General features: G+C 60.6%; 17 protein-coding genes. 6 read left to right on the top strand and 11 right to left on the bottom strand.

What is annotated here, in order from left to right:
- Positions 1-105: 105 nt before the first annotated feature.
- Together QMX86_RS16120 and QMX86_RS16115 are read right to left on the bottom strand one after the other, a co-directional pair.
- Positions 106-282, bottom strand: a complete 177-nt coding sequence (locus QMX86_RS16120) for a hypothetical protein (RefSeq protein ID WP_016773438.1) — start codon at positions 280-282, stop codon at positions 106-108.
- A gap of 130 nt (positions 283-412) precedes the next feature.
- The gene (locus tag QMX86_RS16115; RefSeq protein WP_282387609.1) at positions 413-1,318 is read right to left on the bottom strand and encodes a LysR family transcriptional regulator; all 906 of its coding nucleotides are present in this window, start codon (positions 1,316-1,318) and stop codon (positions 413-415) included.
- 113 nt (positions 1,319-1,431) lie between these two features.
- Between QMX86_RS16115 and QMX86_RS16110 the strand changes: the two genes are divergently transcribed.
- Together QMX86_RS16110 and QMX86_RS16105 are read left to right on the top strand one after the other, a co-directional pair.
- Positions 1,432-2,310 (top strand): MBL fold metallo-hydrolase, encoded by an 879-nt coding sequence (locus tag QMX86_RS16110; protein WP_243242292.1) that lies wholly within the window; start codon positions 1,432-1,434, stop codon positions 2,308-2,310.
- 45 nt (positions 2,311-2,355) lie between these two features.
- The gene (locus QMX86_RS16105) at positions 2,356-2,970 is read left to right on the top strand and encodes an NAD(P)-dependent oxidoreductase (RefSeq protein WP_282387605.1); all 615 of its coding nucleotides are present in this window, start codon (positions 2,356-2,358) and stop codon (positions 2,968-2,970) included.
- Between the two features lie 451 nt (positions 2,971-3,421).
- On the opposite strand, the gene QMX86_RS16100 is transcribed toward QMX86_RS16105, so the two are convergent.
- Positions 3,422-4,303, bottom strand: a complete 882-nt coding sequence (locus QMX86_RS16100; RefSeq protein WP_282387603.1) for a LysR substrate-binding domain-containing protein — start codon at positions 4,301-4,303, stop codon at positions 3,422-3,424.
- Positions 4,304-4,521: 218 nt separating this feature from the next.
- Between QMX86_RS16100 and QMX86_RS16095 the strand changes: the two genes are divergently transcribed.
- Positions 4,522-6,159, top strand: coding sequence for a 5-guanidino-2-oxopentanoate decarboxylase (locus tag QMX86_RS16095; RefSeq protein ID WP_282384817.1), 1,638 nt, complete (start codon positions 4,522-4,524; stop codon positions 6,157-6,159).
- On the top strand, positions 6,159-7,607 hold the full coding sequence (locus QMX86_RS16090) for an aldehyde dehydrogenase family protein (protein ID WP_282384829.1): 1,449 nt from the start codon (positions 6,159-6,161) through the stop codon (positions 7,605-7,607). Before QMX86_RS16095 ends, QMX86_RS16090 begins: the two co-directional genes overlap by 1 nt.
- A 246-nt stretch (positions 7,608-7,853) precedes the next feature.
- Here QMX86_RS16090 and QMX86_RS16085 read toward each other — a convergent pair whose 3' ends face one another.
- Positions 7,854-8,783, bottom strand: coding sequence for an AraC family transcriptional regulator (locus tag QMX86_RS16085; protein WP_016773445.1), 930 nt, complete (start codon positions 8,781-8,783; stop codon positions 7,854-7,856).
- A 396-nt stretch (positions 8,784-9,179) separates the two neighbouring features.
- Between QMX86_RS16085 and QMX86_RS16080 the strand changes: the two genes are divergently transcribed.
- Positions 9,180-9,533 carry an antibiotic biosynthesis monooxygenase family protein gene (locus QMX86_RS16080; RefSeq protein WP_122746747.1) on the top strand — a complete coding sequence of 118 codons (354 nt, stop codon included), beginning with the start codon at positions 9,180-9,182 and terminating at the stop codon, positions 9,531-9,533.
- A 43-nt stretch (positions 9,534-9,576) separates the two neighbouring features.
- Positions 9,577-9,819: a hypothetical protein gene (locus QMX86_RS16075; RefSeq protein WP_041479831.1), complete on the top strand. Its 243-nt coding sequence runs from the start codon at positions 9,577-9,579 to the stop codon at positions 9,817-9,819.
- Here QMX86_RS16075 and QMX86_RS16070 read toward each other — a convergent pair whose 3' ends face one another.
- The 7 genes from QMX86_RS16070 to QMX86_RS16040 all read right to left on the bottom strand — a co-directional run bounded on the left by QMX86_RS16070 (position 9,820) and on the right by QMX86_RS16040 (position 25,374).
- Positions 9,820-10,449, bottom strand: a complete 630-nt coding sequence (locus QMX86_RS16070) for a flavin reductase family protein (RefSeq protein ID WP_071173402.1) — start codon at positions 10,447-10,449, stop codon at positions 9,820-9,822. It abuts the gene before it with no gap.
- A gap of 135 nt (positions 10,450-10,584) precedes the next feature.
- The gene (locus QMX86_RS16065; protein WP_024014128.1) at positions 10,585-11,904 is read right to left on the bottom strand and encodes an MFS transporter; all 1,320 of its coding nucleotides are present in this window, start codon (positions 11,902-11,904) and stop codon (positions 10,585-10,587) included.
- 377 nt (positions 11,905-12,281) lie between these two features.
- The gene (locus QMX86_RS16060; RefSeq protein ID WP_073471925.1) at positions 12,282-13,610 is read right to left on the bottom strand and encodes a sigma-54 dependent transcriptional regulator; all 1,329 of its coding nucleotides are present in this window, start codon (positions 13,608-13,610) and stop codon (positions 12,282-12,284) included.
- Positions 13,610-15,370 (bottom strand): ATP-binding protein, encoded by a 1,761-nt coding sequence (locus tag QMX86_RS16055; protein WP_125917718.1) that lies wholly within the window; start codon positions 15,368-15,370, stop codon positions 13,610-13,612. Before QMX86_RS16055 ends, QMX86_RS16060 begins: the two co-directional genes overlap by 1 nt.
- Positions 15,371-15,454: 84 nt before the next feature.
- On the bottom strand, positions 15,455-18,115 hold the full coding sequence (locus QMX86_RS16050) for an RHS repeat-associated core domain-containing protein (protein WP_282384821.1): 2,661 nt from the start codon (positions 18,113-18,115) through the stop codon (positions 15,455-15,457).
- A 54-nt stretch (positions 18,116-18,169) separates the two neighbouring features.
- The gene (locus tag QMX86_RS16045; protein WP_282384823.1) at positions 18,170-20,896 is read right to left on the bottom strand and encodes an RHS repeat-associated core domain-containing protein; all 2,727 of its coding nucleotides are present in this window, start codon (positions 20,894-20,896) and stop codon (positions 18,170-18,172) included.
- Positions 20,893-25,374, bottom strand: coding sequence for a SpvB/TcaC N-terminal domain-containing protein (locus QMX86_RS16040; protein WP_282384825.1), 4,482 nt, complete (start codon positions 25,372-25,374; stop codon positions 20,893-20,895). The genes QMX86_RS16045 and QMX86_RS16040 overlap by 4 nt, the downstream gene beginning before the upstream one ends.
- Positions 25,375-25,569: the final 195 nt, after the last annotated feature.

Here is a 25,569-nt window from a genome sequence, read left to right as displayed (position 1 = left end):
GAGCTTGCTCGCGAAGGCGGAGTGTCATCCAACAAACAGGCTGACTGACCCACCGCTTTCGCGAGCAAGCTCGCTCCCACAGGGTTGCATTCCAGCGCAGGTCTATCAGCGCAATGCGTTCAGCGTGGCATTGTGCGGAATACACCGCTCATAGTTGCAGCTCGCATACTCGCGCGGCAGCTGGCGCAACTGCTCGACCCGCCAGGCAGCGGTGCCGTACAGCGCCAGCGTGGCGGCGCAGGTGATGAAGATGGCGGCGTATCTTTTTGTTTTGATGTTCATGGTGTTCGACCTCTGAACGTCTACCTTGCGGTATTACTTTGAGCATAGGTCAGCGGCGCGCACTTGCCAGCGAGTGCGCTTGAGGATTTAGCCGGCCATTCAGGTGATTGATGCCCATGTCGGAGCGGGTTTACAGGCCGGCATCCCAGGCCGGGGCCTCGGGAAAGCGCTCAACCAGAAAGTCGAGCAGGCTGCGCAGTGCCGCCGGCATGTGTTTGCGTGAGGCGTACACCGCGTAGATATTCATCTGGCGCGGTTCGACATGTGGCAGCAAACGCAGCAGTTCGCCGCTGTGAATATGCACGCCAGCCTGGTAGGTCGGCAGCATCGCCACGCCCGCGCCGGCCAGGGTTGCGCGCAGAAGGGTGCTGGCCTCGTTGGCGCTGATATTGCCCTGCACCGGTACCGAAACCGGTTCGCCATCCTCCTCGAAATGCCACAGGCTCTTGCCGAAATAGGAATGGGTCAGGCAGTTATGTCGGCTCAAATCCTCAACCGTTTGCGGCGCCGGATGCTCAAGCAGGTAAGCCGGCGCTGCGCAGACCACCGAGCGGCACACGGTCAGGCGCCGGGCGATCAGATTCGGATCAAGATCATTGCTGGTGCGAATCGCCAGATCGATGCGTTCATCGACCAGATTCACCGTGCGGTCGAGCATCTGCAGATCGATGCTCACGCCGGGGTAAAGCCTGACGTATGCCGCCATCGCATCGGCCAGTTGCGCTTGGCCAAACGAGGTGCTGACGCTGATCCGCAGCAATCCGCGCGGCGCGTCATGGGGTTCGCTGACGGCGGCCTGCATGTCGTGCGACAGGTCGATCATCTGCCGGCAGCGCGGGAGGATTTCACTGCCGGCGGCGGTCAGGCTCAATTTGCGCGTGGTGCGGTGCATCAGCCGCGCACCGACCCAGTCTTCCAGCTCCGCCAGATAGCGCGACACCACTGGCCGCGACAGGTCGAGGTGATCGGCCGCCGCCGACTGGCTGCCCAGGTCCACCACCGTGACGAATACCCGCATTGCTTGAAGCCGATCCATGATTTGCCCGCTTTCAGAAACAAACTATGTCCAAGCATCGCATTTTTTGTACTGAGTCTGGCAACTAAGCTCTGTTGCATCGCCAGACTGGCATTCGTAATCCGGAGCAACAAATGATCGGCTTCACCCCCTTCAAACGCGTTCTGCTCACCGCAGCATTTTTCGGCTTTGCCGCCCATGCATCCGCCGCCGAGCTGAGCCTTGATGTCTACAACCCGGGCACCCAGGCGATTTTCCCGGTCAGCTCGGTGCTGGTCAGCGGTGAGAAAGAAGCGATTCTGGTCGATGCGCAATTCGGCAAATCCCAGGCCGAACAGGTGGTGGAGAAGATCCACGCCAGTGGCAAACAGTTGACCACCATCTACATCAGCCACGGTGACCCGGATTACTACTTCGGCCTCGACACCCTGACCAAAGCATTTCCGCAGGCAAAAGTGCTGGCTTCGCAGCCGACCGTCGATCACATCAAGCACACCGTCGACGGCAAGCTGGCGTACTGGGGGCCGAAAATGGGCGCCGACGTGCCGGCGAAAACCATCGTCCCGGACGTGCTCAAGGGTGACAGCCTGACCCTCGAAGGCAAGCAATTGCAGGTGATCGGCCTCGACGGCAAGCAACCGGATCGCAGCTTCGTATGGATCCCGTCGCTGAAAGCGGTGGTCGGGGGCGTGGTGGTCGCCGAGAACATTCATGTGTGGATGGCCGACACCCAGACCGCGCAATCCCACGCCGACTGGCTGCACACCCTGCACACTATCGAAAGCCTGAAACCGCAAACCGTGGTGCCCGGCCATTTTCTGGGTGACAGCAGCCGCTCGCTGGCCAGCGTGAAATTCACTGCCGATTACATCAAGGCCTTCGATGCCGAAACCGCCAAGGCCAAAGACTCTGCTGCACTGATCGCAGCGATGAAAAAACGCTACCCGCAGCTGGGCGAGGAAAGCTCGCTGGAACTCAGCGCGAAAGTCGCCAAGGGCGAGATGCAGTGGTAAGCCGAACCTGAACACGCAGCATTTTCAAGCCAACTGGAGAATGTCATGAGCAAGATCGCAATCATTGGTGCCACCGGCCGTGCCGGTAGCCAACTGCTGGAAGAAGCCCTGCGTCGCGGCCACAGCGTCACCGCCATTGCCCGCGATACCTCGAAGATCGGCAGCCGAGCTGGTGTCGTCAGCAAGAGCCTCGACGTGCTGGATTCGGCGGCGCTGCAAGCGGCGCTGACCGGTCACGATGTGGTGATCAGCGCAGCGCACTTCGCCACCGTCCCGGCCTCGGCGATTGTCGGACCGGTGAAGCAGGCAGGCGTGAAGCGCTTGCTGGTGGTCGGCGGCGCCGGTTCGCTGTTGCTGCCGGATGACACGCGGGTGATCGACAGTGCCGGTTTCCCGGCCGAATACAAAGCCGAGGCGAGCGCAGGGGCGGCGTTTCTTGATGCGCTGCGTCAGGAGCAGGAACTGGACTGGACCTTTTTGTCGCCGTCGGCGGAGTTTGTCGAGGGTGAACGCAGCGGCCAGTATCGCGTCGGCAAGGATCATCTGTTGGTCAGTGCCGAAGGACGCAGCTGGATCACCTTTGCCGATTACGCGATTGCGCTGATTGACGAAGTGGAGACGCCGAAGCATTTGCGCCAGCGTTATACGGTCGGGTATTGAGTCAAGCCTTTTCCCCTCACCCCAGCCCTCTCCCGGGGGAGAGGGAGCCGACCGAGTTGTCTTGGGTCACGCATTGACCTGAACGACCGTGTCGATTGTGGATTCGGCGTGGCTGTGTCAGGTCGATGAATCTCTTGAGTATCCCCAATCAGTTCCCTCTCCCTGGAGAGAGGGAGCCGACCGAGTTGTCTTGCGTCACACATTGACCTGAACGACCGTGTCGATTGTGGATTCGGCGTGGCTGTGTCAGGTCGATGAATCTCTTGAGTATCCCCAATCAGTTCCCTCTCCCTGGGGAGAGGGAGCCGACCGAGTTGTCTTGCGTCACACATTGACCTGAACGACCGTGTCGATTGTGGATTCGGCGTGGCTGTGTCAGGTCGATGAATTTCTTGAGTATCCCAATCAGTTCCCTCTCCCTGGGGAGAGGGCTAGGGTGAGGGGAGAGGCTTCAGCGCAAATGAGCCTGCTCAACCAGCCAGAGCATCAGTTCCTCAAGTTGCGGCGAGGGTTCGGCTCCAGCAGGCACCACCACGTAATATGCCAACCCCGTCTTCACCTTCAACGCAAACGGCATCACCAGCCGTCCTGCGTTCAGATCATCGCCAATCAGCGACCAGTCTCCGATCGCCACCCCGGTCCCGTGCGAGGCCATCGACATCGCCTGATCCAGCGTTTCGAAATGCTGCCCGCTGCCAAGGTTGTCCAGGCGCAATCCCGCTGCATCAAGCCATACCGACCAGTCCTGAATGTCGTGGGTCGGGTGCAATAACAGATGCTCTTGCAAATCCTGCGGTGAGTTCAGCGCCGGCGAACCCTCGAGCAATTGCGGCGAGCAGACCGGTGTCAGTTGCTCGTCGAACAGATGCAGCGCGCCTGGCGAATGGTCCGGCGGCGGGCCGTAGATCACCGCGGCGTCGAATTGCTCGCGCTGAAAGTCCACCCCGTGTTGCAGCGACGCCGTCAATTTGACCGGCAAGTCCGGGCGCTCCTTCTGCCATTGCAGCAGACGCGGCAGCAGCCAGCGCATCACGCAGCTCGGCGCCTTGAGTTGCAAGGTTTGCCGCGTCAGACCGATCTGCTCGGTCGCTTCACTGATCAGCCCGAAGACCTTTTCCACTCGCGGCAGCCATTCGCGGCCTTCGGCCGTCAGCGCCAGACCTCGGGCCAGACGAATGAACAGCGGATAACCGAGCTGTTCTTCGAGCCCGGCGATCTGCCGGCTCACCGCGCCCTGGGTGATGTGCAACTGCTCGGCGGCGCGAGTGAAGTTGCAGCATTGCGCTGTGATCCAGAACGTATGCAGAGCGGGCAGGGGGGGCAGGCGTTTCATGGCGATCCGAGGTATGACGTGGGGACATGGCTAGTATGACTTTTAATCGATTGTTGCTGCCAGTTGCGCACCGTTCCAATGGGCACTCCACGGACCCTGTGGGAGCGAGCCTGCTCGCGAAGACGGTTCAAGGTTCGACACGGATGTTGGCTGGACCGCTTATTCGCGAGCAGGCTCGCTCCCACAGGGAGTGTTCAGTGAATGAAAGGGCAATCAACATGGCAACGTGCGGCGAAGTACTGGTCAAGCTGTTGGAGAATTACGGGGTCGAGCAGGTGTTCGGCATTCCCGGTGTGCACACCGTCGAGCTGTACCGAGGCCTCGCGCGTTCAAGCATCAACCACGTCACGCCTCGCCACGAACAGGGCGCCGGGTTCATGGCTGACGGCTACGCGCGCACCAGCGGCAAACCCGGTGTGTGTTTCATCATCACCGGCCCGGGCATGACCAATATCACCACGGCCATGGGCCAGGCTTACGCCGATTCGATTCCAATGCTGGTGATCTCCAGCGTGCAGTCGCGCAGTCAGTTGGGCGGTGGGCGCGGCAAGTTGCATGAACTGCCGAACCAGAGCGCACTGGTCGGCGGCGTCGCAGCGTTCTCGCACACGCTGATGTCCGCTGCCGAACTGCCGGTGGTGCTGGCGCGTGCGTTTGCCTTGTTTCAGGCCGGTCGACCGCGTCCGGTGCACATCGAAATTCCGTTGGACGTGCTGGTGGAAGAGGCCGATGAGTTGCTCGCCAGCCTGCCGGTGAATATCGACCGTGCCGGCGCCGCACCGGCTGCCGTGGCCCGCATGAGCGAACTGCTCGCCACCGCGCAACGTCCACTGATTCTCGCCGGCGGCGGTGCTATCGACGCGGCACCGGAGCTGACCCGACTCGCCGAATTGCTCGACGCTCCAGTGGCGCTGACCATCAACGCCAAAGGCATGCTGCCGACCAGCCATCCGTTGTTGATCGGCTCGACGCAAAGCCTGGTCGCCACCCGCGCACTGGTCGCTGAAGCCGACGTGGTGCTGGCGATCGGCACGGAGCTGGCCGAGACCGATTACGACGTGACCTTCGCCGGCGGCTTCGAGATTCCCGGCAAGCTGCTGCGCATCGACATCGATGCCGATCAGACCGTGCGCAACTACCCGCCGCACATCGCACTGGTCGCTGATTCGCGCAACGCCGCGCAAGCCTTGCTCAGCACGCTGATGCAAAAGCCGCTGGCCGAGCGCCGCAATGATTGGGGCCAGGTTCGCGCCGCGCGTCTGCGTAATGAATTGGCGGCGAGCTGGGATGCACCGGCGCTGGCGCAGACGCGTTTCCTCGAAACCGTGCTGCACGAGCTGCCTGACGCGGTGTTCGTCGGCGATTCCACGCAACCGGTGTACACCGGCAACCTCACCTTCAATCCCGAGCGTCCGCGTCGCTGGTTCAACGCATCCACCGGTTACGGCACCCTCGGCTATGCGTTGCCGGCGGCGATTGGTGCGTGGCTCGGCGGCCAACTCGATAACGGCGCGCGACCGCCGGTGGTGTGCCTGATCGGCGACGGCGGCTTGCAGTTCACCCTGCCGGAACTGGCCAGCGCCGTTGAAGCACGGGTGCCGGTGATCGTGCTGCTGTGGAATAACCAGGGTTACGAGGAGATCAAAAAGTACATGGTCAACCGCGCCATCGAACCGGTCGGCGTGGACATCTACACCCCGGATTTCGTCGCCGTGGCCAAGGGCCTCGGTTGCGCCGCGCAAGCCATCAGCAGCATCGACGAATTGCGCGCAGCGCTGCGCGAGGCGACGGACCGGCAAGGCCCGACGCTGATTGAAATCGACCAGAACCAGTGGATGCAGGCGGTGGCCCAATGATCAGTTTTCCAACCACACTCGACGGACTCTACATCAACGGTCAATGGTCGGCGGGGGGCGAACATCTGCGGGTGATCAATCCCGCTACCGAAGCGCTGCTGACCACCGTCAATGGCGGTGACGAACACGCCGTCGACCAGGCGATCAGCGCGGCGACCGAGGCGTTCGAACACTGGTCGACAACCACCGGCGCCGAACGCGCTGCGATCCTGCGCAACATTGCCAACGGCGTGCGCAACGGTCGCGATTACTTGATGAACCTGCAGTCGAGCAACAACGGTAAACCGCAGTTCGAAGCGGCCATCGATGTCGATGACGTGATCGCCACTTTCGACTATTACGCCGGACTCGCCGAAGGCTTCGACGCCGGGCAGGACAGCACCGTGCCGCTGCCCAGCGAGGATTTCAGCGCACGCTTGCGGCGTGAACCCTGCGGCGTGGTCGGGCTGATCGTGCCGTGGAATTTCCCCATGGTCACCACCGCGTGGAAACTGGCGCCAGCGCTCGCCGCCGGTTGCTGCGTGGTGCTGAAACCTTCTGAAGTGACGCCGCTGCCGGAGCTGGAACTGGCCGCGATCATCGCTGAATCCGGGTTGCCCGACGGCGTGTTCAATCTGGTCTGCGGCACTGGTCTGGCGGTGGGCGCGCCTTTGTCGGCCGATCCACGCATCGCCAGAATTTCCTTCACTGGCAGCAATGCGGTTGGCGTGCAGGTGATGCAACGCGCTGCCGAAACCGTGAAGGGTGTGAGCCTGGAGCTGGGTGGCAAATCATCGTTGCTGGTGCTGGCGGATGCCGATTTGGAGCTGGCGGTGGAACTGGCGTGTGGCGGGGCGTTCTTCAACGCCGGGCAGATGTGCTCGGCCACCAGTCGCGTGCTTGTCGCCGAGACATTGATGGATGAATTTCTTCAGCGCCTGCAAAAACGTGCGGAGGCGATTCGAGTGGCCGATCCGTTCGATCCGGACGTGGAGATGGGCGCGCTGGTCAATCAGGCGCAGTACCAACGGGTGCTTGGGCATATTGATCGCGGTTTGAGCGCCGGGGCGAGGTTGGTGTGCGGCGGCAATCGTCCGGCGCATTTGCCGCGCGGTTATTTTTTGCAACCGACGGTGTTCACCGACGTGCCGCTGGACAGCGCCTTATGGCGTGAAGAGATTTTCGGCCCGGTGGTGTGTGTGCGCAGTTTCAGCAGCGAGGCTGAAGCGATTGCCTTGGCCAACGATACGCAGTTCGGCCTGGTGGCGAGTGTAGTGACACGCGATGCCACCGCAGCAGATCGCGTGGCCAATGCCTTGCAGGCAGGGCTGGTGTGGATCAATGCACCGCAGGTGATTTTCCCGCAGACGGCTTGGGGTGGGTACAAGCAGAGCAGTGTCGGTCGAGAGTTGGGGCCTTGGGGGTTGGCGGCGTTTTTGGAGATCAAGCACGTCGTGCGCGCGGTGTAGAAGCCTGCCCTCACCCCAGCCCTCTCCCGGGGGGAGAGGGAGCTGACCGAGATGTCTTGCGTTCTCCGTCGACCTGAAAAACCGAGTCGATTAGGATTTGAAGGTCATCAACCCAACGCCGGGTTGGCCTGGCTTGGCTGATTCCGGATTCAGCACCGATATCGCAAGTCGCTGAACCTCTCCAATATCCCCCAATCGGTTCCCTCTCCCTCTGGGAGAGGGCTAGGGTGAGGGGCCTCTATGGAGTTACACCGACAGCCGCAACCGCGCCAGGTCCCGCAACGGTGGCGCGCCAAACAGGCGGCTGTACTCGCGGCTGAACTGCGACGGACTTTCATAGCCCACCCGATACCCCGCCGCCGAAGCTTCCAGGCCTTCGGTCAACATCAGCCGCCGCGCCTCTTGCAGGCGCAGCTGCTTCTGATATTGCAACGGACTCATCGCGGTCATCGCCTTGAAGCGGTGATGCAGGGTCGACACGCTGAGGTTCACTTCCCGCGCCAGATCATCGATGCGCAGCGGTTGCTCGAAGTTGCCGTTGAGCCATTTGATGGCCTGGCTGATGCGATGGCTCTGGCTGTTGGCAATCGCAATCTCATACAATCGATGACCCTGCGGACTACGCAGCAGGCGATAGAGAATCTCCCGGCGAATCAGCGGCGCGAGCATGGCGATGTCTTTCGGCGCGTCGAGCAGCCGCGCCAGACGCAGCACCGCGTCGAGCATGGCGCTGTCGATTTTTTCCACGTACAGACCACGCCCGGTCGGCCGCGTCGGCACGCCCATCGGGCCGGCGTCGGCGATCAGCGCGGTGATTTCGGTCGGGTCGATATCCAGGCGCACGGCGAGGATCGGTTCCTCTGGCGAGACGTTGACCACGCGGCCGCTGAGCGGCATCGAAACCGACACCACCAGATAATTCAGCGGGTCGTAGTTGAAGAACTCGTCGGCCAGGCGGACCTCTTTGCGCCCCTGCGCCATGATGCACAGCGCCGGCTGCGCGAGTACCGGGGCAAAGTCATGGGACTGGGTGTGACGCGACATCACCAGTGAGCCGATGGCAGTCTGGTAGCTGCCATCGTCGCTGGTGTTGCGGCGGATGATCGCCGCCAGCTCCGCGCGCTGCTTTTCCATATCGGCGCTGGGTTCGGCTTGAAAACGATCGAATGACGTCATGCACGGCATCCTCGGCAAGTGAGGGGGGAATGCAGCAGAGCATATGTTTGTGCAAGCAGCAGCGGTAGACACATTCTGCCAAATGCTTGCCTGATTCTGCCCGCAGGTGCGCGCAGGTCTCCCGCCAGTCGATTCCGTAGGAGCTGCCGAAGGCTGCGATCGTTGATCTTCAAGGCAAAAGCCAAAGATCGCAGCCTTCGGCAGCTCCTACACAAAACGCGTATGACAGACGTGTTGCGCGGGTTTACAGGTTGTTACAGGTCGTCTGCGCAGTCTCGCAGGATTGTGCAACGCGAAGGCAGGAATCGACTAACGGCGCTGCGGCCCCGGCCCTTAATCTTTGCTTCAGTCGCAGCCCGTCCCCCGGCTGCCACGCGATTTCATGGAGGGTTGATCATGTCCAAGCAAATGCCTGTCAGTCATATGGCCTTCGTTCGTGCCCAGGCCGGGCGTTCGGCGGAACTCGGCGTGCGCCTGAGCGCGTTGATCGAGGTCTCGCGCGCGGCGCCCGGCTGCCTGAGTTTTTCCCTGCAACACTCGCAGTGCGACGCCGACCTGTGGCTGGTCAGCGGCTACTGGAGCAGCCAACAGATGATGACGACGTATTTCAACAGTCCGTCAATGGAAGTCTTCGCCGAGCTGGTGCAGGACCTGGTGGTCAACAGCCTCGACTTCCACACCTTCAGGGACGTTTCCGCCGCGCAGGCCCTCGGTCAATGCGCCGCGCCGATACACAAACTTGCCGGTTGAGGGTTTAATGTCCGGCTTATTTGATTGAGCCAGGATCCGCGACATGGCACGTAAAGAGTTTGAACGCTTCGAAGCAGTCTCCGCAGTCGTCCCCGTCGAGCTGGGCGGCAACAAGGGTTATTACGCGGCGATCGCGGTAAAGGCCCTGGTCGATGGCGGCGCCCCACGCTTTCACAAATTGCTCAATGAGCAGGTGTTTCCTGGCGCCATTGCTGCCGATGATGCAGCCATCAACGAACTGGACAAGCTCAAGGGCGTCACCGATGACGCCGAGCTGATCTGGTAATTACTTCTGTGCGCCCGGGCGCCACATTTTGAACAGCGCCTCAGGCCCCAGCTGGAAATAATCCGCCGGCCCGCCGCCGCGCAAAATCGGTTGTGCGGCGGCGGTGTCGTAGATGCCATCCTTCAGCAGCCATTTGGCGATGTGCACCGCGACCACCTCGCCGAGGATCAGCCAGCTCGGCACGGTTTCGCCATCGGCGCGTTGCAGCTGGATGATCTGCGTGACCTTGCACTCGAAGGACACTGGACTCTCGGCGACCCGTGGCACCGAAATCACCTTTGACGCCACGGTGGTCAGCCCCGCCAGTTCAAACTCGTTGACCTCAGGCGCGACCATCGCGCAGCTCTGGTTCATCTGCTCGGCCAACGGGCGCGTGGCGAGGTTCCAGACGAACTCCCCGGTCTGCTCGATGTTGTTCAGACTGTCTTTGCGCCCGACACTGGAAAAACCAATGATCGGCGGCACGTAGTTGAAGGCGTTGAAGAAACTGTATGGCGCGAGATTGAGCCGGCCTTCGGCATCCTGGGAGGAAATCCAGCCGATGGGGCGCGGGCCGACGATGGCGTTGAACGGATCGTGAGGCAGGCCGTGGCCGTTGGCGGGTTCGTAGAAATGGATGTCATCGGGCATGGGGAGCGGATTCCTGAGCTGCATTCGGATGCAGCCATAGTGCAAGGACCCGGCGCATATTTCCAGCCAGACGCGAGACCCCGTAGGGTTCGTGGCAGGACACAGATTTTGTGGCCTGCCAGCGAAGTAGCCCTATCAGTCAGTCACGATCCGCGAATGCTTCTGGGTGTCTTTCATGGTGATGTACACCAGCAGCGACACGGCAATGCACGCCGTGACGTACCAGTAGTAACCGGTTTCCATGCCGATGCTCTTGAACCACAGCGCGATGTATTCGGCAGTGCCGCCGAAGATCGACACGGTCAGCGCGTACGGCAGGCCAACGCCCAGGGCGCGGATTTCGGTCGGGAACAATTCGGCTTTGACCACCGCATTGATCGAGGTGTAGCCGCTGACGATGATCAACGCCGCCATGATCAGGAAGAACGCGCCCCACCATGTCTGGATGGTGTGCAGGGTCATCAGGATCGGCACGGTGAAAATCGTACCGAGCACGCCGAACGCGATCAGGATCGGACGCCGGCCGATCTTGTCCGACAGGCCACCGATGATCGGTTGCAGACACATGAACAGGAACAGTGTGGCGGCGGAAATAGTGGTCGAGTCGGAGATGCTCATGCCGACCGTGTTCACCAGGTATTTCTGCATGTAGGTGGTGTAGGTGTAGAACGCCAGGGTGCCGCCCATGGTCAGGCCGACCACGGTCAACAGCTCTTTCGGGTGGCGCATCAAGGTGCGCATCGCGCTTTCCTTGGACTTCTCTTTCTTGGTGAACGATTCGGTTTCTTCCATGCCGCGACGCAGGTACAGCGCCACGACCGCACACAGCGCACCGATGGCGAACGGAATACGCCAGCCCCACGCGTAGAGCTGTTCGGTGGTCAGCATGTTTTGCAGCACGATCAACACGCCAAGGGCGATGAGCTGGCCGGAGATCAGGGTCACGTACTGGAAGCTGGAGAAGAAGCCGCGACGTTCCTTGGTCGCCATCTCGGACAGATAAGTCGCCGAGGTGCCGTACTCGCCGCCGACCGACAGGCCTTGCAGCAGGCGGGCGAACACCAGCAGGATCGGCGCGCCGATGCCGATGGTTTCATAATTCGGGCTCAGGGCGATCAGCAGCGAGCCGAAGCACATCAGGTACACCGAGGCCATCAGCGCTTTCTTGCGCCCGACCTTGTCGGCGTACATGCCCATCAGCCAGCCACCGATCGGACGCATCAGGAAGCCCACGGCGAAGATCGCTGCGGTGTTCATCAGTTGCGCGGTGGTGGAGCCGGCGGGGAAAAAGGTTTTCGCGAAGTACAGGGAGAAGGCGGCATACACATACCAGTCGTACCACTCGACCATGTTGCCGACAGAGCCGCTGAAGATCGATTTGATCCGGCTGGCGGTGGTTCTCGGTTTGGCCGGCACGGCAGCCGACCCAAGGGGCAGGGCGTTGGAGTTATCCATTGAAGGATCCTTCGTTTAATTGTTTTTGTGGAGCGCGTCGGAACGCAGCCTGCCAGGGCTATAGCAGGAGGTGTGCCAAGGGGGGAGGGGCCGGTTTAGAGGGGGTGGCGGGGAGGAGTGAGCGGATTTGTGCCGACTGATTGGGTTGAGTGAGCGGATTTCCGCTTACCGCGTGAAGATCAAAAGCCCCTCACCCTAGCCCTCTCCCAGAGGAAGAGGGGACTGACCGAGGTGTTCTTGTGGGTTAGATCGACCTGCAATATCGAGTCGAATACAGATTCGGGAGAGCATGGAGATCGGCTCCCTTCCCCCTCGCCCCCCTGGGGGAGAGGGCTGGGGTGAGGGGGATGGATTTCAGCTACACCACAATCTCTGCCTCACTCCGCCAGAAACATCTCCCGACTCAACCCATGCCGCTGCATCTTTTCATTGAAGGTGCGGCGCGGCAGTTGCAGTTCTTCGAGCACGGCTTTGACATCACCCTTGTGCCGGGTCAGCGCCGCGCGCAGGCATTGCGCTTCGAACGCTTCCTGCTGCGCCGCCAGCGATTGCCCCGGGTCGATTCCGGCGACCGGTTCATCCAGCCCCAACACCTGACGTTCGGCGACGTTGGCCAGTTCGCGGACGTTGCCCGGCCAGTCATGGCTGAGCAGGTGACTGAGCTGCGCACCGGTCAACGGCGGAAAGGTCCGGCCCAGACGCTGAGCGGCATTCTGCGCAAAGGTCTCGAACAGCAACGGAATGTCTTCGCGGCGATCGCGCAGTGGCGGCAAGCGCAGTTCGGCGACGTTCAGGCGATAAGCCAGGTCCTCACGAAAACGCCCGGCGCGGGCTTCGTCGAGCAAGTCCGGTTTGGTCGCCGCGACGATACGCAAATCAACGCGAATGCTCTGGTTCGAACCCAGCCGCTCGAGTTTCTGTTCCTGCAAGACCCGCAGCAATTTCACCTGCTGGGCCAGCGGCATGCTTTCGATCTCGTCGAGAAACAGCGTGCCGCCATCGGCATATTCCAGCTTGCCGATGCGCTTGCCCGAGGCGCCGGTAAACGCGCCGCTCTCATGGCCGAACAGTTCGGCCTCGAACAGTTGCTCCGGGATCGCCGCGCAGTTCAGCGCCACGAAAGGTTTACCGGCGCGCGGGCCGAAATCATGCAGGCAACGCGCGACCAGTTCCTTGCCGCTGCCGGTTTCGCCCCGGATCAGCACGTTGACCGGCAACGTCGCCAGATCCAGCACCTGCCGACGCAATGTCTGCAAGCCGCGGGACACGCCGAGCAGCGTCGCATCGAGCTTTGCGCGGTTGTCGGCCAGTTCGTGCAGGGCGCGGTTTTCCAGGACCAGGCGGCGTTTGTCCAGCGCCCGGCGCAGGCTGCCGAGCAGGGTTTCCGGGCTGAACGGTTTTTCCAGAAAGTCGTAGGCGCCATCGCGCATGGCTTCGACCGCCATCGGCACATCGCCATGGCCGGTAAGCAGAATCACCGGCAGATCGCTGTCGCGCTTTTGCACTTCGGCGAGCAGTTGCAAACCGTCCATGCCGGGCATGCGCACGTCGCTGAGGATCACCCCGGCAAAATGTTCCGGGAGCGCGGCGAGGCATTCTTCGGCCCGGCTGAACAATTGCACCTGAAACCCCGACAGGCTCAGCCACTGTTCAACGGCGTTGCGAATGCTGCTTTCGTCGTCGACCACCATCACCGAATTGAGCATCAGATGTGTGCCTCCAGATCGATTGGCAGGGTCAGGCTGAACACCGCGCCGTGGTCGCCATTCTCGACGCTCAGGCGCCCGCCGGATTCATGCACGATGGCGAAGGATACCGCCAGCCCCAGACCCAGACCATCGCCCACCGGTTTGGTGGTAAAGAACGGATCGAACACCTGGCCCAGATGTTCCTCGGCAATGCCGCCGCCGTTGTCGCTGACGCTGAGCCGCCACAATTGCTCATCGGCCTCCAGACGGATTTCCAGGCGCTTGCAGGCTTTACCCTGCATCGCATCCAGCGCGTTGCGCAGCAAATTGATCAACACCTGTTCCAGACGAATCGCATCACCGCGCACCCACGCCGGACGGGTCAGATGCAGCACCAGGCTGACCTGCTCGTCACGCAGGCGCGCATCGAGCAGTTGCAGCGACTGATCGACCACCGTCGCCAGATCCAGACGTTCGCGCAAGCCGCTCGGGCTTTTGCGGGCGAAGGTCTTGAGGTGGCCGGTGAGGGCAGCCATGCGCGTGAGCATGTCGTCCACCGGTTTCAGCGCCTTGTAGGCGTCATCGACGCGGCCATGTTCGAGCAGCAGGCGCAGAGTCGCCAGTTGCATGCGCTGGGCGGTCAGCGGTTGATTGATTTCGTGGGCCAGCGCGGCGGACATCTGCCCCAGCGCGGCGAGTTTGGCCGATTGCACCAGGCCTTCCTGCGCGGTGCGCAAGTCGCGGGTGCGCTCCTCGACCAAACGCTCAAGCTCTTCACGATTGCGCTGACGGACCTTGGCCAGCCGCCAGCGCTGATTGAGAAACAGCAACAGGAACACCAGCGCCAGCCAAACGCCAGCGGCGGCCAGTGCGGCGTTGCGCAAATCCTCGAAGGCCACTTGCGGACGGCGCAACAGGTGCAGGGTCCAGCCTTCGGTCGTCAGCGGCAGCGATTCCCATAAATAGTCCGCCGTGCCCTGCGGACCTTCGACCCGGCGCAGATCGCTGTTGTCATCGAAACGCCGTAGCGGCAAATGGGTCAGCGGCAGCAGCGATTGCTTGTCGTACTGACGCGTGGTTTTGATCTCGGCCAGATCATCGGCGCTCAACGGCCGCAAGGCGCGATAACGCCAGCCCGGCTGATTGGCGATAAAGATGATGCCGCGTGCATCGCTGACCAGCAGCGTGTCGCTGCCCTGGCTCCATTCACGTTCCAGCTCGGGAAATTCCAGCTTGACCACCATCGCGCCGAGAAACTCGTCGTTGTCGCCAAGTACGGCGCTGGAAAGGAAATACCCGGGAATGCCGCTGGTCACGCCCACTGCGTAGAAACGCCCGGTGCCTTGGGTGCGGGTCTGGCTGAAGTACGGGCGAAAACCATAGTTGTGGCCGACATAACTGCTCGGCAGCCGCCAGTTGCTCGCCGCCACCGCCAGCCCTGTGCGATCCAGCAATTCCAGGGTCGAGGACTGCGCCGCACCGTTGATTTTTTCCAGCTTCACATTCAATGCCGCTTGCTGCGCAGCATCGACCGGTCCGGCCAGGGCCGAACGCAATTGCGGGTCCAGCGCCAGCACGGCGGGCAGGGCGCGATAGCGGTCGATCAGGGTGTGCAAGGAGTTGGCGTACAACCCCAGTTGCTGATTGGCGCGGGCCGCGTCTTCTTCCAGCGCCTGACGCTCGGCGTGGCGCATGGCGAGCGTCGCGGCAATGACCGTGCCGGCAATGATCAGCAGGGAATACAACGACAGACGCAGGGTACGGGAAGTCGGCAGCATGCTGGATCAAAGGTCGGCAGGACGGGCGGGCACGATAGCATGGGCCGAGATGGCCGGGCGCGCTGTTCGCGCCGGCCGTGTCTGCTAAACAGCTGTCTCCTGTACCTGACGTCGATGCACAAGATTCAACCTCGGCTTCGGCACCGGTCTTGCCTGAGGTTCGGCAGCGAGCGAGCGCTCCAGTTGCTGCAGGCGTTCAGTCACGCCTTGCGCCTCGCTCGGCGCTTCGATGATTGCCTGTGCGGTTTGCATGACCTTGTCGATGGCTTCGAACGGGTCTACACCATTCCTGGACAGCTTCATGACCTGACGCTGTTTTTCTGCATCCAGTGCGTCCAGTTGGGCATAGAACATCTGCTGGATGTGCTCGGAGTAGCTGTTGAGGTTATCCGTGAAGGTCTTGATGCTGTCGATAAGCGCAGCACCTCCATCAAGAAGAGCCCCCGCGCCGTCGACGGCTTTTGCAGCGCCGTCGCCCAGCGTTTTCAGCCCGTCCTTGAGCTCTTGGGTGTGCAGTGTTTGCGCTGCTTTCAAACCTTTCTTGAAGAAGTGGTAACGCAATACCGGAAACACTATTGCCCCCGCGATTGCCCCTGCGCCGGAACCGATGGCGTTGCCGATTCCGGGTACCACGGTGCCGATGACACTGCCGATCGCGATGCCTTTGCCGATACCGTAAAAGACCGATTTGATGCCGGCCCGGGAGGTGATGAATTTGCCGAACGTCATGCTTTTGCGCACCTCCTCGATGTTCTGGCCTTCAGCTATCAGGCCATCGAACTCGGTGGTCAGGTTGTGCAATTGCTCCGCCGCAGTTTGCGCTTGATCAAAGATACCCACCGCTTTTCTGATCAGGTCAAACACCACTTTGAAGGCACCGGTCTGGTCGACATGGACGATCGGGTTGTTACCGACGAATCCATACAGGTTCAAACCGTCCACATCCCCCGCCGGGTCCGCACTGACCCAACGCTGCAACCACGGCGCGTAATAACGGGCGCCGTAGTAGTACAAACCGCTGACATCCATTTCCTTACCGGAATAACGGATAAAGCGGTATTCGATTTCCGATTCCGGCGCCATCCACGCGGTTTCGCCGAACGGGTAATAGCCTTCTGCGCTGGTGACCACAGCGTCTTGATTGAGCTCCATCACGCAAGAGCCGAGGTGGTCTTCGAGGGTGTAACGCATCTGGTCGTCCATCGGCGCTGAACGTTGCGCCCAATGCAGGCAGCGCGCGTTACCGAGGCTGATGATGTGCAGCTCCTCGCCGTTGTCCTTGCTGCGAATTTCCAGCCCCGGCAGGTAGCGCACCTGGTGGAAGTGGCGGACCTTGTCGGTGAACCATTCATGACATTTGAGGACCCGCTGGCCGGCGCTGTACTGGTAATACTCGGCATCGTTATCGCCGTCCTGACGGATAACCAGATCCACGCGCTCCAGCTCATCACGCCTGCTCCATTGCAATGACGGACCGTGGCGCAGCTTGCGTTGATTGCCATGGGGGTCGAACCACATATCGAAGTCCGGCGGCTCGTCGCCCGTTTCCCAGCGCACCCCGCGATTGCTTTTCTGGTCGATGTACATCGTGCGGGTACGACTGTTGCCGTCGCGCTGATGACGCAATTCGGTCAGATTGCCGCCGTCGTCGTAGCTATACGTCTGGGTGTAATTGAGGCGGTTTCGCTCGTCGGGCGGTCGCGGCAGGCCAGGAATGTCCGGGGGCAGGGCGTCGTCATGACCGGTCGCGCGGATCAGGCGGTACAGGGAGTCGTAGTCGAATTCACGGTGGCCGTCGACCCGTTGATTGGCGAACCAGGTTGGCTCGAAGGCGTGGTCTTCGATGCGGATGATATTGCCGACGCGATCGTAGAAATATTGCAGATCCTGCAATCTGGAGTGAGCGGTTTTCTTACTGGTGCGCGTATGCAGGCGTCCATCGGCCGGGTCATACGTCCACTGACTCAGGACACCGTTACCGGCCAGTTGCGAGGTGATCTGATTGTTGGCGTTGTACCGCGCATCCAGCAAGACCTGCGTGACTTTCGTCTCGACTTGCAGTTCCATTTGCCTGAGTTGCCCGGCGAGACCGTAGCGCGATGCTCTGCGATGGCCGCCGGCATCGGTTTGCTCCAGCACCGTGCCCAGCGGGCTGAACACCTGATGGCTGGTGAAAGCCTGTGTGTCCTGGAAAGTTCGGGTTTCCTGCATCGGCTGGCCGGCGAGGGAATAGCTGGATATCGCCAGAACACCAGACGCATCGGTTTGCTTGATCAACCGTCCGCGCAGGTTGTGGTTGGTGGTGTCGGCGCCACCGGCGTAGAGGAAAGTTTCGACCTCTTCCTCTTCCTCCTCATCCTTTCTGGTGACCTGGAGTCTGACGACACGCAGCTGGTCGTCAAAGGTCGATCGCCAGGCATGGCCGCGCTCGTCCCAACGTTGCCGAGGCTCACCGGCCAGTCCCGGCAGTACCAAACGCCAGCCGGCATCGACGCTGTCGATTTTCAACACGATGCCGTTGAGCGAGTAGTGAGTAGTGAGGTTGGGTGCAGATAAGCGCGGATCCCGTTTTTCTAGCAGGCGCCCGGCAGGGTTGTGAGTCTGGCAGGTGATCAGGGGCTTGATTTCTCCATGCGTCGTTGCACACAGATAGGCAATATGCCTGACGACCAAAGCCCGGGGATCCTTGACCTGCACGCTTGGCGTATGGATATGCGTTGATCTATTCAAGGGCCAGGTGCTCATGATTTATCCAGGCGCAGAACCACGGTAAAACTGCCTGAAGGCAGGCGAACTTGTTTACGCCGTCTTTTGACCGTTGTATTGGCGATATCTGCCAATCAACTCGATACCGCGCCTTGCTTCGGCCATGCGCAAGGAAATTTCTTTCTTGATCCGATCCCGGCTGATTGAGCTGGAGTTCTGGGTTCCGACGCTACCTGTTGCAAGATCCAGCGCATAACCGAATGAGCCCACCAGACCTTGGTCATAAAATTCGTTGACTCCGATTTCGCTGAAAGCCGCATTGATGTCGCTTTGGTCCTGTTCAAGCAGGTCGATAATCAAACCCAACGCTGCCTCGAGGTCATCAATTTCGATATCCCTTAAACCAGCCAGCGCTGTGGCTGTGTCCTTTCCAGAGTAAGCAATGGCCATCATGTCACTTGCAGCGGGTATCTGCGCAAACTTGCTGAGCGTTTTCTCGGCCACTGTTTCGATCAGCTTGTTTGCTCCCTCGGAAGTCCGAGGATCATATGATCTGGCTATTTTTTTTGCGTATCTCAGAGGGGTTAAAATGCCTGTTGTGGCGTTGCTGTGAATGCTCTCGGGATTCAGTTTTTTGGCATTGGGCAGGACGGGAGTGGAAACAGTTGTAATTTCGCCGAGTTTGTCGATTGCCGCGCCGGAGATTTTTGAGGCGACGATCCCTCCGATAAATGTCCCGACTCCGGGCAATATCAGCGTCCCAAGTGCTTCGCCGCCTTTCCCTGCTGTCGTGGTGGCAACTCCCTTGCCAATGTTGAAGCCTGTGTTTATGGCCATGCGTTTGGAAATGTCCGTAGCGCTGAACAGTCCGTTCAATTGCCGATTGTACGTTTGCAGCTCATTGCCCAGGTTATCCAGGACTTTTGCGTAGGTCGCGATGTCCTGCCTGACGTCAGACGGTAAGTCTTTTTTGTTACCGTCGTTATCGATGAACAGAATCGGGTTGTTACCGACAAAACCATACAGATTCAACCCATCCACATCCCCCGCCGGGTCCGCACTGACCCAACGCTGCAACCACGGCGCGTAATAGCGGGCGCCGTAGTAGTACAAACCGCTGAAATCCATTTCCTTACCGGAATATCGGATGAAGCGGTATTCGATTTCCGATTCCGGCGCCATCCACGCGGTTTCGCCGAACGGGTAATAGCCTTCTGCGCTGGTGACCACAGCGTCTTCATTGAGCTCCATCACGCAAGAGCCGAGGTGGTCTTCGAGGGTGTAACGCATCTGGTCGTCTATCGGCACTGAACGTTGCGCCCAATGCAGGCAGCGCGCGTTACCGTGGCTGATGATGTGCAGCTCCTCGCCGTTGTCCTTGCTGCGGATTTCCAGCCCCGGCAGGTAGCGCACCTGGTGGAAGTGGCGGACCTTGTCGGTAAACCATTCATGACATTTGAGGACCCGCTGGCCGGCGCTGTACTGGTAATACTCGGCATCGTTATCGCCGTCCTGACGGATAACCAGATCCACGCGCTCCAGCTCATCACGCCTGCTCCATTGCAATGACGGACCGTGGCGCAGCTTGCGTTGATTGCCGTGCGGGTCGAAGCAGGTACCGAAGTCCGGCGGCTCGTCGCCCGTTTCCCAGCGCACCCCGCGATTGCTTTGATCGTCGATGCACATGCGCCGGGTGCGGCTGGCGCCGTCGCGCTGATGACGCAGTTCGATCAGGTTGCCGCCATCGTCGTAGCTATACGTCTGGGTGTAGTTGAGGCGGTTTTTCTCGTCGGGCGGTCGCGGCAGGCCGGGAATGTCCGGGGGCAGCGCGTCGTCATGACCGGTCGCGCGGACCAACCGGTACAGGGAGTCGTAGCTGAATTCGCGGTGGCCGTCGACCCGTTGATTGGCGAACCAGACGGGCTCGAAGGCGTGGTCTTCGATGCGGATGATATTGCCGACGCGATCGTATAAATATTGCAGATCCTGCAATCTGGAGTGAGCGGTTTTCTGACTGGTGCGCGTATGCAGGCGTCCATCGGCCGGATCATACGTCCACTGACTCAGGACGCCGTTACCGGCCAGTTGCGAGGTGAGCTGATTGTTGGCGTTGTACTGCGCATCCAGCAAGACCTGCGTGACTTTCGTCTCGACTTGCAGTTCCATTTGCCTGAGTTGCCCGGCGAGACCGTAGCGCGATGCTCTACGATGGCCGCCGGCATCGGTCTGTTCAAGTACGGCGCCAAGCGGACTGAACACCTGATGGCTGGTGAACGCTTCGTTATCGTGAAAAGTGCGCTTTTCCACCAGTGCCTGTCCGGTGAGGGCATAGCCGGTGATGTCCAGCGAACCTGACGGATCTGTCTGCCGGATCAACCGGCCGCGCAGGTTGGAGCCCGCTCCCGCAGAGCCTGGGGCGTACGTGAAGGTATCGAACTGATTTTCGCCGTTTCCCGAAACTTCGAGCTGCACCACGCGCAATTGCTCGTCAAAGGTCGACTGCCAGACGTGCCCGCGCTCATCCCAACGGTGTCCGGGCTCCCCGGCCCTGCCCGGCAGCAGCAGGCGCCAGCCGCTATCCTGGCTGTTGGTAAACACGGCGATATCGTTCAGCGCAAACACGCTGGTTGTGTTTGCTGTCGGCAGGCGCGGATCCTGTTGCGCGACCAGGCGCCCGGCGACATCGTGGCGCTGGCGGGTCACGAGAGCTTTCGGCGTGTCACCCGCCACGGTACGCAAATAAGCGACCTGACGGACTGGCAGGCCACGTCCGTCGCTGGCTGTCAGCGAAGGCGTGCGCCAATGCGCGGAGGCGGTCATGAGCCTGACCCGCGCGTAAACATCACCTCTTCAGCGGTGTCGTTGAAGTCCTCACTGGCGTGATACCAGGGATGATAAGTCTCGCGGGAAAAGTCGCCCTTGGCGTTGATCAGCTTGATCGGACGCCCCGTTGCGTCATAGAACAGCTGATCGAACAACCCGAGTTGGCGCAGCGATTGATCATTGACGTAGCGGTGGGTGTTGGCGAAAAACGGCCGGTATTGGCGCTGCGGCAGACCTTTGTTGTTGTATTCGACGCGTTCACTGATGCGCCAGCGTGTCTGCGTCGGTTGCTCACCTTCTTCGATGAGCAACTCACCATCCTCACCCACCACATAAGCCAACCCCGGATCGACCTTCTGCTGGGTTTGCAGTACTCGACCAAAGCCGTCGACGCAGGTTTTGACGATCTGGATCTGCGCCTTTATGGCGTCGTACGGATAGCGGTCGGCGCTGAGCACTACGGTGTGAACCGGTTCTCGGTAAGCCAGTTCGATGGCCATGAGCAATTGCCGGTCTTCAGTCGTCAGACCGGGATTTCGCGCAAGCCGGCGACGTGCGCTGGCACGGATATGCCCGCCGGGCAACAGGTCACCTTGCTCGATCGAGCGGCTTTGAAGTGTGGAGGCGGGTATCAGGCCCATCCAGCTGAAAAGGTTTTTGTGCAGAGTGCTCGCTGCGTGTCCTACGGTATCTTCCGGAAACTCAATGGCGTATTCCGGACTGGGATCCGGCAAGGTCCAGTCATCGGTCAGCTTGTCGAATCCGGCAGGTTTGCCGTTCTCGGTACCGTGAAAGCTGATGATCAGTGGCTGACCGGAAGGCTCGTAGATGACTTCTTCAGTGTTGTCATTGGCGTCGGTGATTCGCTTGGGTTTCAGGGCGTGATAATCGAACTCCGCGACCTGAACGGCACAACCGTCGGGCAATTCCATGCGCATGACCGTCAGATAGTGTTGATCGTATTCGGCTTTGGTCACGCCATGGCTTGGCGTTTCATTGAAATCGAGCACGTTGTAGAACGCTTGCAAGTCGCCGTACCGGGCCAGATTGAACCGCGACGACCAGAGGTTTGGTTCCTCGCTGGGCGGTGCTTCGAACAGCAGTTGCATGGGTGAGTAACCAATTGCCGCGAGGGCCTCGCGGATATTCAGGTCCGGCACAATGCTGTAAGCGTCCAGCGCGGTTTTATCCAGCAGGGCAAGCTCCAGAGAGTGCGACAGCGCTTCGAATCCGGCGACGCCGTCATCCAGTTCAGTACCTTCTACGTCCACATAGCGCTGTATGGATTGCGAAGTCAGTACCCTTTCCATGGCCCATTCTTGCGTATCCTGCAGCTCTCTCAGTGATTCGAAAGACACCCGTGCCGGGTTCAACTCGCCGGGGAGCGTACCTTTGGCCAATTTCAGCGCATCGCCCCGTTCCAGATACGGCAAGCCCAATCGCCATTGCTGTGGCTCTGGCAGATTGATCAGACGTGCACGGGTTTCACTGATGTAAAAGTATTGCTGCGCCTCGTCGTGAGCGTCGGACCACCATTGATTCAGATGGTCTTCGGTGAAGGGGGGCGGGCTCTGGGCGGTCAACCTGCGCGCATAGCTCACCGTAAGTGCGTGGGTCGCGGCGCCATAAGCGTTCCAGCGCAGGGTGACATCGTGGCGGCACAGCGGGTCGTTGATAAAACCGTCGTACTGATAGCTGATGGCTTCGACCTGAAGGGGCAGCAGAACGGCTGCGGCATATGGCCCCTGCGGCCGCACCTCGCGAACCAGATAGCGCTTCTCTTCTACCGAGTACAGTGCGGCTGCACCGGGCGCCTGCGCATCGGCGCGGTAGGGAAAAATTTCTGTTCGAGCGACCGAGCCAACCAGTGCCTGCGCAATCCGATAGCGACTGTCGGAGCCCTCCGGGGTGACGGGCTCATCGATTTCACCTTTGGGGTGGTAACGACTGAACAGGGTTTCGCCCAACGGGCAGGCGTCCACATCCGCGCTGAAATAATCGTCGCGGGAGCGATTGATTTCCTGACCGTTGTGAAACCAGGTGCATGTTTGCACCGGCTCGCTGAAGCCAGGCTCTGAAGGATCGGTTCCAACCTCGCAGTCAAGTTGCTGCAAGTAGCCGAACCCGCGAAATTCCCTCTCCCTGCCGTCGTAGAACCCTTCGCGCCAAGTGAACGACTGGGTCAACCGGTTGCCGGTGATCTCGTCGTGCTGCTCCTGTTTTTTCACCACGGCCAGCGGAAATGGCAGGTGACATACCGGTGCACGCTCAAGTGCCAGCAGCCGCTCCTTTTCATCCAGCCATTCCTGAGCCGAGCTGCGATAAGTCACGCTGCTGGAACAGCCCATGTTGTTGTTACTGTTGACCAGCAGGTAGGGCTTGGCTGCAACAAAATCGTAACGCCAATGCCGCGGCTGGATATGCGGCACCGTCAGAATCAGGCTGGCGCAACCGAGGCCTTGCAGGTCGGCGAAACTGACCTGGCACAAACGGTCATAGCGCACGTCTTCGGGCCACGGCACGCTGACGGGAATCTGCTCCAGGCCGTTGCCGCCCCGGTTCAGGTAAATGTCGAACCCTTCGGATCGCAGATAGATCAGCGCGGGCGCGCCGGAGCCATCGAGATCGGCCAGACGTACTCGCGAGGCGTCGAATTCTTCATGGGTGAAGGGCAGGGCGCTGATCTTGCGACCTTTTCCGAATTTGCCATGACCAAGATTCGGCCAGCAGCGGACCTCGTCATGGCGGATGCGGCACAGCTCGGGCATGTCGCTGCCGAGCAGGTTGCCCAGAAGCACCAGTTCGGTCCGCGAGTTGCTGAACACCGGCAGACGGTCGTCTGCGTATTCATGGGGTATTTCCTGTGCGGCGGCGAAGCCTTTTTCGCGCAGGCTGGCATAGAGGCGCACGCGGTCGGGGCTGATGCTGGCCGCTGACATCAGCCCGTCGCCGCTGAAATCCCCCATGGTCAAAGTCAGATCCTGGTGTTCCCGGGGAAACTTGTCGAACGCGCTGAACAGTTCGAATTGCCGCTGCGCATTCAGCGCATGAAACCCGCAGTAACCCAACCGGGCGATGATCAGGTCCAGGCGGCCGTCGCCGGTCAGATCAAGCAGTTGCGCCACGGCGCGGTTGCGATCTGCCACCGGGATCTTGTCCAGCAGAGCCCATGGGCCGTAACCGATCAGTTCGGTACCAGGCGCCGCGCGCAGCGGTTCACGGTAATACCAGGCGTTGTTATAGCGGCAGAGAAAGCCCGGCACGCCCTCGCCATACAGATCGACGCATTGATAGAACCCGCCGTCTTCGATGCCCGGTTGAGTCTCGTTTTCCAACAGGCGTGCGGGTGTCTGATTGATCTCGAAGGGCGAGTATTCGAACTCTAGCGGCGGTGAGTGCTCGACATTGCCTTGCGCATCGAAGGCCTGATAGTGCGCCGCGCTGATCTGGCTGTAGGCCCACTGCGCAGGGTTCTGGATCGGTCGATATTCCAGCAGCAGGCGACGTGCAAGTTTTGCCTCTGTCGCCAGGCCCCCGGGGAAGTGATGAAACATCAACACTTGCTGGCAGAGCCTGCGGGTGCTCAGCTCAAAACCCTGGCCATAGGTGGAAAACGGATCCGGTCGCAGCCGCCAGCGGTTCACTTCTTCGTAGCTCGGGGTCTCCGTCAGCGAACTGCTGCGTTCGCCGTAATCGAACACCAGTTGAAAATGCCATGGCAGATCCGTCGGCCGGTCAGTGTCCCAGCTGTAAAGGCGATCGCTCGCCGTGGCATTGCCGTAACACACCCGGCGCAGATAGCGCTGGGCGCGGTAGTCGTGAATCGGGTCTGGCTCGTCAGGCTGATCGTCGGCCTTGTACTCGTAGCAGATGTGTTCGCCATGGGCGTTCATGCTTTCACACAGCAGCCAGCTACTGATGCGCGATTCGTCGTCGGGGTCGGCACGGCGTGAGGCGCTGGTTTTGCCGTAGACATGCAACGTACCGTCGGCGCCGTGGATCAGCCAGAAAGGGGCTCCACCGTCAGCCGGATGCCAGCATTCGCGCAGGGAAAAATCACTTTCGATCCGCGCCCGGTAGATCACGACGTTGTGCTCAGGAATGGGGCGATCCCTGTAGCTGTGTTCCGTGCGCGACTTCAGGTTTCCGGCATCATCGAGCTCCGGCATCCATACCTCGCCGTCATGCCCGATGATTTCATCGTGCTCGGTATAACGTGGAACACCTTTATTGGTGCGGCGGCTGATCTGGCTCAGGCCCAGGTTGCAACCGAGGCCAAACGGGCTGTTACCGCTCTGGCTGTTGATTGACAGGGATATTTGCGGATCGTAACCACGACCGCTCGATAGCGGAATCGGCAATTCGCATCCAGCCGAGGCGGTGGGACCGACGGCGCTCCAGCTCTTGCCGATGGTGGCGATCGATGAGCTCTTGGCGATGGAGGGAGCTGTGATGCTGAGGTCTTGATCGGCCATGGTCGAGTCCATTCGCGCTACATAGGGCGTATGGATAGACGCTAACAGGAGTGGGCCAGAGATGGACCTGTCAGATCTGACAGGTGCGCAAGATCATTTTCTGTGCTTGGGACATTCTGTTATCGCGATTGGTTTGAACAAGCAAATACGGCCGGGGCATCTTTGCGGATGCGCCGGCCGTCTTCATGACGCCAG

Origin of the sequence: Pseudomonas sp. PS01270 (assembly GCF_029959775.1) — a bacterium.
Taxonomy (GTDB): Bacteria; Pseudomonadota; Gammaproteobacteria; order Pseudomonadales; family Pseudomonadaceae; genus Aquipseudomonas; species Aquipseudomonas atacamensis.
The sequence above is the reverse complement of the archived record's forward strand: the minus strand, read 5'-3'. Positions and strand labels throughout refer to the sequence as shown.